Annotated in this window: 11 protein-coding genes; all 11 read right to left on the bottom strand. The window is 71.7% G+C overall.

The genetic code is table 11. The features are described from left to right. Window positions 1-23: 23 nt before the first annotated feature. The 11 genes from aroC to AB6N23_RS06540 all read right to left on the bottom strand — a co-directional run bounded on the left by aroC (window position 24) and on the right by AB6N23_RS06540 (window position 11944). Complete coding sequence (aroC, locus tag AB6N23_RS06590; protein WP_412865297.1) at window positions 24-1214, bottom strand: chorismate synthase; 1191 nt, start codon at window positions 1212-1214, stop codon at window positions 24-26. Between the two features lie 164 nt (window positions 1215-1378). Beyond that, the gene (locus AB6N23_RS06585) at window positions 1379-2239 is read right to left on the bottom strand and encodes a hypothetical protein (protein WP_412865296.1); all 861 of its coding nucleotides are present in this window, start codon (window positions 2237-2239) and stop codon (window positions 1379-1381) included. Between the two features lies 1 nt (window position 2240). After that, entirely contained in the window at window positions 2241-2930 is a 690-nt protein-coding gene (locus tag AB6N23_RS06580) for a fimbrial assembly protein (protein WP_412865295.1), read from the bottom strand. Next, window positions 2927-3991, bottom strand: a complete 1065-nt coding sequence (pilM, locus tag AB6N23_RS06575; protein WP_412865294.1) for a type IV pilus assembly protein PilM — start codon at window positions 3989-3991, stop codon at window positions 2927-2929. Before pilM ends, AB6N23_RS06580 begins: the two co-directional genes overlap by 4 nt. Window positions 3992-4100: 109 nt before the next feature. Beyond that, on the bottom strand, window positions 4101-4898 hold the full coding sequence (locus AB6N23_RS06570) for a prepilin peptidase (protein ID WP_412865293.1): 798 nt from the start codon (window positions 4896-4898) through the stop codon (window positions 4101-4103). Between the two features lie 4 nt (window positions 4899-4902). After that, window positions 4903-6765 carry a pilus assembly PilX family protein gene (locus AB6N23_RS06565; RefSeq protein WP_412865292.1) on the bottom strand — a complete coding sequence of 621 codons (1863 nt, stop codon included), beginning with the start codon at window positions 6763-6765 and terminating at the stop codon, window positions 4903-4905. Continuing rightward, a complete protein-coding gene (locus tag AB6N23_RS06560) occupies window positions 6765-7457 on the bottom strand; it encodes a PulJ/GspJ family protein (RefSeq protein ID WP_412865291.1) in 693 nt (230 codons plus the stop codon). The genes AB6N23_RS06565 and AB6N23_RS06560 overlap by 1 nt, the downstream gene beginning before the upstream one ends. Next, window positions 7454-8845, bottom strand: coding sequence for a prepilin-type N-terminal cleavage/methylation domain-containing protein (locus tag AB6N23_RS06555; protein ID WP_412865290.1), 1392 nt, complete (start codon window positions 8843-8845; stop codon window positions 7454-7456). Before AB6N23_RS06555 ends, AB6N23_RS06560 begins: the two co-directional genes overlap by 4 nt. Window positions 8846-8985: 140 nt before the next feature. Further along, window positions 8986-9402, bottom strand: a complete 417-nt coding sequence (locus AB6N23_RS06550) for a prepilin-type N-terminal cleavage/methylation domain-containing protein (protein ID WP_412865289.1) — start codon at window positions 9400-9402, stop codon at window positions 8986-8988. Between the two features lie 146 nt (window positions 9403-9548). After that, complete coding sequence (locus AB6N23_RS06545; RefSeq protein WP_412865288.1) at window positions 9549-10775, bottom strand: type II secretion system F family protein; 1227 nt, start codon at window positions 10773-10775, stop codon at window positions 9549-9551. After that, entirely contained in the window at window positions 10775-11944 is a 1170-nt protein-coding gene (locus AB6N23_RS06540; protein WP_412865287.1) for a type IV pilus twitching motility protein PilT, read from the bottom strand. The genes AB6N23_RS06545 and AB6N23_RS06540 overlap by 1 nt, the downstream gene beginning before the upstream one ends. Window positions 11945-12103 lie beyond the last annotated feature (159 nt).

Genomic DNA, 12103 nt, shown 5'->3' with positions numbered 1-12103 from the left:
CGACCGCCGCCGGGTGGACCGCGTCAGCGCAGCAGCTCGGGCACCGCCGCCAGGTACGCGTCGAGGTTGCGCCGCACCTCGGCCACCGAGTCGCCGCCCGACTTCTCGAGCAGCGTCTGGGCGACGACGAGCGCGACCATCGCCTCGGCGACGACCGCCGCCGGCGGCACCGCGCACACGTCGGAGCGCTGGTGCTGCGCCTTGGCCGCCTCGCCGGTGGCCGTGTCGACCGTGTCGAGTGCCCGCGGGACGGTCGAGATCGGCTTCATCGCGGCCCGCACGCGCACGACCTCGCCGTTCGACATGCCGCCCTCGATGCCACCCGCACGGTTGGTGCGGCGCACGATCCGCCCGGACGCGTCGCGCTCGATCTCGTCGTGCGCCTGCGAGCCGCGGCGGGCCGCGGTGCGGAAGCCGTCACCGACCTCGACGCCCTTGATCGCCTGGATGCCCATGAGCGCCGCCGCGAGGCGCGCGTCGAGGCGGCGGTCGCCGTGCACGTACGTGCCGATGCCCGACGGGAGCCCGTGCACGAGCACCTCGACGACGCCGCCGAGCGTGTCGCCGTCCTTGTGGCACTCGTCGATCTCGGCGACCATCGCCGCCGACGTCTCCGCGTGGAAGCAGCGCACCGGGTCGGCGTCGAGCGCGGCGACGTCGTCCGGCGTCGGCAGCGGCGCGTCGTCCGGCACGGCGACCGGGCCGATGCCCACGACGTGCGACACGAGGCGCACGCCGGCGGCCTGCTCGAGGAAGTGCGCCGCGACCGTGCCGAGCGCGACGCGCGTGGCCGTCTCGCGGGCGCTCGCGCGCTCGAGGACGGGCCGGGCGTCGTCGAACCCGTACTTGCGCATGCCGACGAGGTCCGCGTGGCCGGGCCGCGGCCGCGTGAGCGGCGCGTTGCGCGCCCGGTTCAGCAGCGCCGGGTCGTCCACCGGGTCGGCGGCCATCACGTCGACCCACTTGGGCCACTCGGTGTTGCCGATCTCGATCGCGATCGGGCCGCCCTGCGTGAGGCCGTGGCGCACGCCGCCGAGCAGCCGCACCTCGTCCTGCTCGAACTTCATGCGCGCGCCGCGGCCGTAGCCGAGCCGGCGCCGCGCGAGCGCGGCCTGGATGTCGGAGGTGCGGACCTGGACGCCGGCCGGGAGGCCGTCGAGGATGCCGACGAGCGCGGGACCGTGCGACTCGCCGGACGTCAACCAACGGAGCATGAGGGGGATCCTCCCACGAGGGCGCGCACGCTCGGCGCGCCGTCCGCCTGCGGGGACGCGTTGCGGAGCGCGTGCCGGGGTGTACGCGGGCGCGGCCCGCACGACGGGTGTCGTGCGGGCCGCGGGGTGCGGTCAGGTGCGGTGCGGTGCGGCTGCGGTACCCGTCAGCCGACGGTGCCGCTGCCGCCGCCCTCGGCGCCGAACCGCGGGTCCACCGCGCCGGGGAGCGGCGCGAGCGGCGTCTCCGCCTCCGGGTCGGCCGGCGCGGTCGCGCCGTCGAGCCCGGGCAGCACCCACACGTAGCCGGTGAGCTTGAGCTCCATGTCGCCCTCCTGCGTGGCAGGGCGCGCACCCTTGGCCTCCTCGGCCGCGAGGCCCTTGGCCTCGAACTCCGTGGCCAGGAACAGCCGGTCGCCGACCGTCTGCATCTTCTCCATGAACGCCAGGCCGTTGACGACCGTGCCGACGATCGTCACCTGGACCTGGTAGCCGCCGAAGCCCTCGACGGGGACCGGACCGGTGGGCGCCGGGGCCGCTGGGGCGCTGCCGTCGGGCAGCGCACCGCCCTCGGCGGCCGCGCCGTCCGCCGGCGCCTCCCCGTCGGATGCCTCGCCCTCGGCCGCCTCGCCCTCTGCGGGCTCCTCGGTGGTCGGCGCCTCGACGGGCACGTCGGCCGGTGCGACGGCCTCGGGCTCGGCGACGTCCATCTCGACGATCGTCACGCCCGACGCCTCCGCGTGCGCCTGCATCGTGCGGAGGTACTCGGACAGCTGGGCGTCGCTCGGGATCTGCTTCTGCAGCGCGGCGAGCTCGGCCTTCGACGCGTCGAGGTTCGCGAACTGCGCCTTGAGCTCGGTGAGCTGCACCTGGAGCTGCCCGTTGCGCATCTCCGCGGCGTCGGTGTCGGACCGGGCGGTCGACGCGGACGCGAGCGTGGGCGAGATCGCGAGGAAGTACGCGAGGGCGAGGACGAGGACCGAGACGACGACGGTGCCGCCGACCCAGGCCGATGACTTCGAGTTCACGTCACTCCTCCTCGGCGAAGCGGTCGGCGTAGGCGTCGGACGTGACGCGGACCGTGCTCGTGTACTTGTAGACCGGCTGCCCGTTGTACTCGTCGGCGGAGGCGGTGCTCACCCACGCGTCGTGGAAGCCGGGCATCGCGTTCAGCGCGTCGGCCCACGCGGCCGTGTCGACGACCTCGTCGGTGACGGCCTCGAACGCGAGCGCCGACACCGTCTCCTTCTGCAGCGGGTTCGACGGCGGCGCGGGCGCGAGCATCGGCGTGGCGCCGGTCATCGCGAACTGCGTGAGCAGCATGCCCTCGGGCATGACGGCACCGACGGCACGCAGGTACGGCGCCCACATGATCTCCGTGGACATGCCGAGCCGGCGGGCGTCCTCCGCCCGCGTCAGCTGGCCGAGCACCTGCGGCACCTCGGCGTACTGCTGCTGCTCCTGCAGCAGGCGGGTCGTCTCCTGCTCGGCGCGCGTCTGCTCGGCGCGCGCGGCGGTGAGCGTCGTGAACGCGACGCCGTAGGCGACGGCCGCGACGGCGAGCACGACGACGAGGGCGAACAGCAGGCGGCGCTTGAGCGCGGCGAGCGCGCGGCGGGCGCCGTACTCGGGGGGCAGCAGGTTGACCTGCGGCACGGCCGGGAAGCCGGTGGCCGCGCTCTTCTTCGTGGTCAGCGGGCGGCTGAGGACGGTGCTCATGCGACGGCTCCCATCGCGAGGCCGAGCGCGATCGCGAGGGTGTGCTGCTCCTCGGCGAGGCGCGGGGTCGAGACGCCACGGTCCAGGTCGACGTTGTCGAACGGCTGGCCGGCGCTCACGGGCAGGCGGGTCGCGGTCGACAGGTACTGGCCGAGGCCGGGCAGGTGCGAGGCGCCGCCGGTGAGGACGACGTGCTCGACCGCGGCACCGGGGTGGCTGCTGGCGTAGTAGACCATCGTGTTGCGGACGGCCTCGACGAGCGCCGAGACCACCGTGACGATCTGCTCGGCCGCGCGCTCGTGCTCGGGCGCGGCCGCGTAGCCGACGCCGATCGAGCGCTTGGCCATCTCGGCCTGGTCGAGCGGCACCTGGAGCGCGGCCGCGACCGCCTCGGTGACGTCCTGACCGCCCGAGGGCAGCATGCGGACCATGCGTGGCACGCCCTGCGCGACGACGGCGACCGTCGTCACGCGCGCGCCGACGTCGACCACCGCGATCGTGTGGTCGAGCGCCTCGCCGCGCGCCATGGCCCGCGACAGCGCGAACGCGCTGAGGTCGACCACCACGGGACGGAGCCCGGCGATCTCGACCGCCGCGGTGTTGGCGCTCACGGTGTCCTTGGTGGCGGCGACGAGCAGGCCCTGCATGACCTCGCCGCCCTCCCCCGGACGCGTGCCCACCGGCAGGTAGTCGAGGATCGCGTCGTCCACGGCGACGGGGATGAGGTCGGCCACCTGGAACGGCAGCGACGACCGCACCTGCGCCATCGGCATGGCCGGCAGGTCGAGGTCACGGACCACGACGCGCTGGTTGCCGACGCCGAGGACGACGTTCTTGTGGCTGAACTTCTGCTCCGCCCACAGGCGCTTGATGGCGCTGCCGACGGTCTGGCGCTCCACCACCTCGCCCTCGCGCACCGCACCCGGCGGCAGGGGCGCGACACCCAGCTTGAGGAGCCGGGGGCGCGACGTGGCCGACGGGCCACCGCTGCCGAACTCCAGCTCCGCGGCGCGGACATGGGTGGTCCCGATGTCCAGGCCGATCACACGCGTCTTGCCCACGTGGCATCCCTCCGAGCGTCACGACGACGTCTGCTGTATCGGTCGGCGCGGCACCCGGCTTGAGCCGTGGCGCGGGGCAGATGCGCTGGTGGCGCGCGGCGACGCGCGGTCAGGCGCCGAGCGCGGCGTCGAGGTAGGCGCCCCAGAGCGTCTCCCCCACGACGAGCCCGACGGCGCAGCCGAGCAGCATCCACGGGCCGAAGGGCACGCCGGACTTCCGGCCGGCGCGGCGCGTCACCACGAGGCCCAGCGCGTAGACGCCGCCGCACACGAACGCGGCGAACCCGCCGACGACGAGCGCGCCCCACCCGACCCACGCCAGGTACATGCCGAGGACGCCGGCGAGCTTGACGTCGCCGAAGCCCATGCCGCGCGGGTAGGCGAGGACGAGCACGAAGTAGAAGACCCACAGCGCGGCGCCGCCGATCGCGGCGCGCAGCAGGGCGTCCCACTGGTCCGTGCCGGCGGAGGCGACCGCGAGCAGCACCGCCGCGACGCCGTACGACGGCAGGACGATGACGTCGGGCAGCCGGTGCGTGTCGAGGTCGATCAGCGCCAGCGCGACGCCGATCGCGACGAGGTACCAGACGGCCGGCAGGAGCCACAGCCCGTCGTCGCGGGTGAGGAGCCAGGCCGTCGCGGCGACGAAGGCCAGCCCGGTGGCCGCCTCGACCAGCGGGTAGCGCGCCGCGATCGGCTCGCCGCAGTCGCGGCAGCGGCCGCGCAGCAGCAGCCACCCGAGGACGGGGACGTTGTCCCGCGGCCGGATGCCGTGCCCGCAGCGCGGGCACGCGCTCGGCGGGCTGACGACCGACTCGCCCCGGGGCACGCGCCACACGACGACGTTGAGGAACGAGCCGATCGCGAGGCCGACGAGCCCGGCGAGGACGAGGAGGACCGCGGTCACGTGCTCAGCTCGCGCTGCCGTCCGGCTCGAACGCCGGCTCCACCTCGACCCACACGCTGACACCGTAGGTGGTCGTCACGGGCGAGAGGAACTTGGGCGGGGCCGTGTAGCGGAAGCGCTCGTCGTAGTTGTAGTCCTTGCCGTAGCCGGTGCTCATGGACGCGCCCGAGCCGGTGCCGACGGGGCCGCGGAACTTCTGCCCGATCGCGCCGTTCACCGTGAGGGTCCCGCGGGCGGTGCCCTTGTTGTAGTTCTGCACCATGAACGTGTGCGCGACGGAGAGGATCGCGGCGTCGATGCGGCGGTCGGTGCCGCCCAGCAGCTCCTCGCCGAGGCGGCAGGTGTACCGGGGGCTCCAGCCGCCGCTCGTCATCGTGCACACGTACCCCGACCCCTCGAGGGTCGTGGCCTGCGCGCTCGTGCGGTTGGTCTGCGTGTCGCCGGCGCGCATCGGGTTGTACACCCAGACGGCGTTGTTGCCGACGAGGCCGAGCATGTCCTCGGCGGAGTCCTTGTAGCGGATGTCGCCCGTCACGTAGATGTAGTTCTCCGCGGCGATCGTCATGTTGCCCTTGAGCGTGCCCTGGACGAAGAGGTCGCCGTTCCGGCACCCGTACGCGTTCGTGAACGGCAGCGACTCGTTGGCGAGCGGGTAACCGATCGCGTTGCCGTTGGTCGGGCACGTGGCCGAGCCGTACGGCGTCGTGGTCCCGGACGTGCGGTTCACATTGCCGGTCACGTTCGGCACGTTCTGGATGTACACGACGAGGTTCTGCGGGATCGGGATGCGCTGGCCCGTGAAGGCGGAGCCCGTCTTCGCGGCCAGACCCGAGCTGCCGGGCACACCGCACTTCGACGGGTTCGAGCCGCCGGTGTCGGACGTCCCGGTCGTGTTCGTCATCTTGGTCCACGGCGAGATCACGGTCATCTGGCCGTTGTCGTGGAACGTGATCTTGGTCGGGCCCGTGTACAGGCAGCCGGTGACCGGGACCTCGGTCGGCAGGTCCGACCGCGTCTCCTTCTTGATCTGCGAGTTCGTGGCCGGCATGCCGATCGTCGCGACGTGCTGAGGGTCGCCGGAGAGGTAGAACGTCGGCGCGGTACCGCCGCTGCGGACGTAGTTCGCACCGGACGCCGCCTTGTACGCCGTGGTCACCTTGCCGTTGAACCGCGCGGGACCGTTCGTCTGGATCGCGTCGTTCGAGTGCAGCGGCCCGTTGATCTCGTCTGCGCCGCCGAAGAAGATCGTGTTGCAGTGCGAGCGGCTCGCGGCGTCGTAGTAGTGGATCGCGCAGTTGGCGGTGCTCGTCGGGTTCAGCGCCTGCGGGTCGGTGACCTCGTAGTCGGTGAAGTACAGGAAGTCGATGAAGCCCTTCTGCTTGATGTCCGCAACGATCGTGCGCGTCTCACCGCCCGCGCGGCCGGTGGAGCGCAGCCGGAGCGTGCCGTCGAGGTAGAAGCGCGAGTTGTCGACCTCGTAGCGGAACTCCGCGTTGTTGCTGCTGCCCGCCACGGTCGCCCACGTGCCGCTCGTGCCGAGCCCGAACGCCGGGTTGGCGGCGGCGCCCGACGGGAGCGTGAGGCGGCCCGCGCTCGTGGCGCTGAACGGCGCCGCCGGGTTGCCGTAGGCGAAGTAGCCGAGGTCGTTCGCCAGGCGGCTCTCGTACTCCTCGACGCCGGCGTACGCGGCAGCCAGTGCGGAGCTCCAGTCCTGGTCGCGCTGCGACTGGCGCGCCGACCCCGTGGCGTAGGCGACGCCGGCGACGACGAGCCCGCTGAGCAGGATCGTCATGCCGATGACCATGATCAGGGCGACACCCCGCTCGCGGTCGTCGATGCGGGAGCGGACGAGACGGACGATGCTCATCAGGGCCTCACTCGGGAGATGCCAAGGTTCGGGATGCCGACGGCGTTGTGGACCGTGACGGGCTCGGCACGGTCGGTGGCGTCGGCCTGCACCGTGAGCGTCACCCGCACGGCGGCGATGTCCTTCAGCTGCGTGGAGGTGAAGCCGCCGCTCGGCGCGGATATCGGCTGGTTGTCCTTATCGAGGTACTCGAACAGCGCCGGTGCGGACGTCGGGATGAACCGCGCGACGGGACGGCTCGACGACGGGCTGCTCATGGGCGGGAAGCTCCACGGCGCCGTCGTGTTGGTGGCCGGCCACCGGGTCTCGACGAGCCGTCGCTGGGCGTCGATCGCGAACCGGACCTTCATCGGGCGGGGCGAGGCCGAGTTGGTGTCGATGTACGCGTACATCGTCAGGGTGTTCGGCTTCGCCTCGATGAACACGGGCGCGCTCGCCGAGCCCCCGCCGGTGAGCCGCAGCTCCGTGCCGGAGCGGACGACACGCGTGACCTCCTTCATGCCGGTCGCGGCGACCATCGTCGAGTCGCTCGCCGATCGGTCGCGCGTGAAGGCGCGGGAGAAGCCGGAGATGGTCCCGACCATCAGCACGGTGATCATCGAGAGGAGGAACATCGTGACGAGCAGCTCGGGCAGTGTCAGCCCGGCGTCGCCGCGGGCACCAGCGCGGGCGCGGCGCAGCAGCGCGGTCACGGGGCGACCGCCATGCGCGGGTCCACCGTGACGACGCCCGTGCCGCTGACGTTCGTGACCGTCAGACGCTGCGGCACCGTCCCGGGCGCGAGCACGACGGGCGTGATGCGGTTGTGCTGGACGACGTTCGACTGCGAGGTGCTCGACCCCTGCAGCAGGCGCCACGTGCCGTACGGCAGGGCGATGACGACCGAGGACCCGCCCGAGCTCGGCAGCACGTTGCCGAAGGCGTACGAGACGGTCGTCTCGCAGCCCGGCGTCGGCGGCTCTGTCTCGATCGGGGTCATCGACTCGGCGCGCAGGTACGTGCCGGAGCCGCCGCCCGTGACCTGCACCAGGCCCATCGGGACGTTCATCGTCACCGTTCCGCCCGGCTCGGCGGCCACGGCGTCCGGCAGTGCGGCGCGGAACGTCGTGGCGCCCTCGACGACGTCGGGCCAGTTGCGCGGGTCCGACCCGAGGCAGGACCCCGCAAACGGCTGGTAGCCCGACGTGAACGGGTGCAGAGAGAACCGCGGGGTCAGCGTGCCACCGCCGGCGACGGGCGTCGGCGTCGCGTTGCCGTACGTGCTCACCACCGACACGGGCATGGCGCCGCTGCTCGGCACGCGCGTGCCGGCGGGCGCGCCCGGCGCGAGCACGGAGTTGAACGTGGCCGCCTGGTCCATCTGGAAGCCGACGGACGCCGTGGTGCCCGGGGTCACCGACACCGTCTGCGCCGGCGCGGACAGCTGGGCGTCGCTCACGTGCCCGGTGCGCTGGGCCTTGATCGTGTACGTGCCCGGGTCGACGCGGAGGATGTACGTGCAGCCCTGCGCGTCCGTCGGGCTGACGACCGATCCCGTCGACGGCGTCGCGGTGATCGTCACGTTCGGGTTGCCCGTGCCGTCGGCACGCAGCACCGAGACGAGGATCGTGCCCTTGGTGGGGTCGTTGATGTGGTCGTCCGGGTTGAGGACCGTGTCGCTGCGGACCGGCTGCGCGCCGGCGCGCATGCCGCCCCACGTGACGGTGACGTTCACGCGCTTGTACCGCAGCGTGCCCCCACCGGCGCTCGAGCCGCACGAGAAGTCGGCGGCGGGGTCGGAGACCCACTGCGTCCGGCGCTCGACCCGGAACACGTCGTTGTTGATCGTGACCGAGCGCGTCTCGTTGAGCAGGTCGAAGAGGTCGTCGGTGTCCCGGGCGAGGTCGATCTCCTCGGCAGCGAGGTTCGCCGCGACGACGCGGACGCGCGACTCGCGCGTGAGGTTGAGCGTCCCGATCATCGAGTACGCGAGGCCCGTGCTCACCATGGCGAAGATGAGCATCGCGACGAGGATCTCGGCCAGGGTCAGGCCGGCGTCGTCACGGGCGACGCGATGCAGGCGGTGCCACCAGGTGCGCACTGCGGGCCTCCGGGTGCTCGTCGGGGTGGAGCGGGACGTGTGGGTAGTGCTCACCGGCGTGGACTGCTCCGGGTGGACCTCAGGGGTGTGGGGCGTCGCTCGCGCGACGCCCCACACCCCTGGAGCAGCTCAGACCGAGGTCACGGGGTGACCGGGTCCTCCGAGTCGACGATCACGCCGGTCTCGCTGTCGTACGTCCACGTGCGCGCCGCGTCGAGACGCGAGTGCGAGCCCACGATGACGAACTGGTCGGCGTCGGCCGTCGTGACGTTGACCGTGACGTCCTGCGTACCGCGGAAGCCGTTGTCCTCGAGCGCGTCCGCCGCGTCCAGACCGACGTAAGAGCCGTTGTTGCCGACGGCGAACGACTCCGCTGCGATGGCCGCGTTCTTCACGTCCGACTCGACCTGGGAGGCCCAGCCGTTCTGGCGCTGGTTGAGGAACGCCGGGATGGCGATCGCGGCGAGGATGCCGATGATGATGATGACGACGAGGAGCTCGATGAGCGTGAAGCCCTTCTCACGCTCGTCCATGGCCTTGCGAACACGAGCCATCATGATGATGCCTGCCTTCGATGTCGGGATTCAGTGCCGGCCGGAGCCGGCGGGTTCGGTGCTACGTGCTGCTCATCGACCCCGGGCGGGCGGCCCTTGAGGCCTGCGCGCGCATTCACCCGGTCGGCCGTCGGCGGACGGGTGACGCCTCACTGCACCAGTTCGAAGATGGAGAAGATCGGCATGTAGAGGGCGACGATCATGCCGCCGATGATGACGCCGAGGATGGCGATCATGAGCGGCTCGATGAGGCTCGTGAGCTGCTCCGTGGTCGCCGTGACGTCCTCGTCGTAGAAGACGGCGATCTTCTCGAGCATCTGCTCGAGCGAGCCCGCGTCCTCGCCCGTGCTGATCATCTGCACGACCATCGGCGGGAACACGGAGTGCTTCGCGAGCGGCAGCGAGAGCGGCTGACCTTGGCGGACGCCCTGCTGGATGTCCTTCACCGCCACCTCGATGACGTAGTTGCCGCTCGTCTCCCCGACGATGTCGAGGGCCTGGAGGATCGGCACGCCGGCCCCCAGCATGGTGCCGAAGTTGCGGGTGAACCGCGCGATCGCGACTTTCTTGAACAGTGGGCCGAAGACCGGGATCTTCAGCATCATCGGCTGCACTTTGGAGCGGATCGCGTCGTCGTTCTTGTGCTTGCGCCACCAGATGGTGAATACCACGACGCCGACGGCGAGTGCCGGCGCGGCGTACTTCATGATCCCCGAAAGGAACACCAGGAACTGCGTCGGTGCAGGGAGCGCACCGCCGAGGTCAGTGAACATCTGCTCGAAGATCGGCACGATGAACAGGAGCATGCCCACGACCGCGAGGATCGCCATCGCGAATACCATGACGGGGTACGTCATGGCGGACTTGATCTGCGCCCGGAGCTTGACCTCGGACTCGTAGTTCTCCGCGACGGACGTCAGCGCCTTCTCCAGGAAGCCACCGACCTCGCCCGCGCGGATCATGTTGATCATGAGCGGCGGGAAGATCTCGCGGTGCTTGGTGAGCGACTCCGACAGCGAGCCACCCGTCTCCACGTCGCTGCGCACCGTGCTCAGCGCCTTCGCGAGCGGCTTGCTCTCGGTCTGCTCCGACAGGATCGTCAGCGCGCGCAGCAGCGAGAGGCCCGCGCTGATCATCGTCGCGAGCTGGCGCGCCATGACCGCGAGGTCCTTCAGCTTCACGTTGTCGCCGAAGCCGGGGAGCTTGATCTCGGTGTTGAGGCCCGAGCTCGAGACCTCGTTGATGGCGATGGGGGCCATGCCCATCTGCCGCAGGCGGTTGGCGACCGCCTCCTCGTTCTGCGCGTCGATCCGGCCCTTGACGACCTTGCCGGAGCGGTCCGACAGCTCGTACTCGTACGTGCGCATGACGGCCATCAGTAACCTCCGAGGCTGGAGATGCCGGGGGCGGCGGCGCCGCCGAAGCCCTGCGTGGACGACGCGCCCTGGCGCACGCGCGACGTGCGTCCGACGAGCTTGTTGAAGTCCTCGATGTGGTGCGCCTTGTCCAGGCCGACCTCGTACGTGATCTTCCCGCGCTTGACCAGCTCGGCCAGGTTCTGGTCCATCGTGTGCATGCCGTCGTCCGCGCCGGCCTGCATGGCCGAGTAGATCTGGTGCGTCTTGCCCTCGCGGACGAGGTTGCGGATCGCCGGCGTGGCCAGCATGACCTCGGTCGCGACGACGCGGCCCGTGCCGTTGGCCTTCTTGCAGAGCGTCTGGCAGACGACGCCCTGGATCGCGCTGGCGAGCTGCGTGCGGACCTGCGCCTGCTGCCCCGACGGGAAGACGTCGATGATGCGGTCGATCGTCTGCGCGGCGTCCTGCGTGTGCAGGGTCGCGAAGACGAGGTGACCGGTCTCGGCCGCGGTCAGCGCGACGGAGATCGTCTCGAGGTCGCGCATCTCGCCGACGAGGATGATGTCGGGGTCCTGGCGGAGCACGTGCTTGAGCGCGTTGGCGAACGAGTGCGTGTCGGCGCCGACCTCGCGCTGGTTGACGATGCACTTCTTGTGCCGGTGGAGGAACTCGATGGGGTCCTCGACCGTCATGATGTGGTCCTCGCGCGTGCGGTTCGCGAGGTCGATGATCGACGCGAGCGTCGTCGACTTGCCGGAGCCCGTGGGGCCCGTGACGAGGACGAGCCCGCGCGGCAGGCCCGCGAAGGAGCCGACCGACTGCGGGACGCCGAGGTCCTCGAGCGGCTTGATCTCGTAGGGGATGACGCGGAAGGCGGCGCCGACGGACTCGCGCTGCTGGTAGATGTTCACGCGGAACCGGGCCAGGCCGCGGACGGCGTACGAGATGTCGAGCTCGAGCTCGCTCTCGAACTTCTCGCGCTGCTTCTGCGTGAGCATCGCGTACAGGCTGCGGCGCAGCGGCTCGGGCAGCATCGTGCCGAACTGCTCGAGCGGCTTCAGCGCACCGGAGACGCGGGCCATCGGCGGCGAGCCGGCCGTGAAGTGCACGTCGGACGCGCCGAGGCGGTGCATCTCGATGAGCACCTCGTCGATCGAGACGTCGCCCTCGTGCTGGGCGGTGCCCATGCCCGAGCGGGCGGACGGTCCACCGGCCGCGCGGCGGGGCTCCGTGCGCGCCGGCGCGGGCGCGGCGGCCGGTGCCGGGGCGGCGACGGGCGCCGGCGGCTGCGGGGGTGCGAGGGCGGGCGCCGGCGCGAACGTCGCGCCGCCCGTAGACTACCGCGC

It is taken from the genome of Cellulomonas pasadenensis, assembly GCF_047229365.1.
Classification (GTDB): domain Bacteria; phylum Actinomycetota; class Actinomycetes; order Actinomycetales; family Cellulomonadaceae; genus Cellulomonas.
The sequence above is the reverse complement of the archived record's forward strand: the minus strand, read 5'-3'. Positions and strand labels throughout refer to the sequence as shown.

What these genes read in the sequence shown, in the direction of transcription:
- AB6N23_RS06545 (WP_412865288.1), bottom strand. Translation starts at nt 10,775, where the DNA reads ATGGCCGTCATGCGCACGTACGAGTACGAGCTGTCGGACCGCTCCGGC.
- AB6N23_RS06540 (WP_412865287.1), bottom strand. Translation starts at nt 11,944, where the DNA reads ATGGGCACCGCCCAGCACGAGGGCGACGTCTCGATCGACGAGGTGCTC.
- AB6N23_RS06550 (WP_412865289.1), bottom strand. Translation starts at nt 9,402, where the DNA reads ATGATGGCTCGTGTTCGCAAGGCCATGGACGAGCGTGAGAAGGGCTTC.
- aroC (WP_412865297.1), bottom strand. Translation starts at nt 1,214, where the DNA reads ATGCTCCGTTGGTTGACGTCCGGCGAGTCGCACGGTCCCGCGCTCGTC.
- AB6N23_RS06565 (WP_412865292.1), bottom strand. Translation starts at nt 6,765, where the DNA reads ATGAGCATCGTCCGTCTCGTCCGCTCCCGCATCGACGACCGCGAGCGG.
- AB6N23_RS06580 (WP_412865295.1), bottom strand. Translation starts at nt 2,930, where the DNA reads ATGAGCACCGTCCTCAGCCGCCCGCTGACCACGAAGAAGAGCGCGGCC.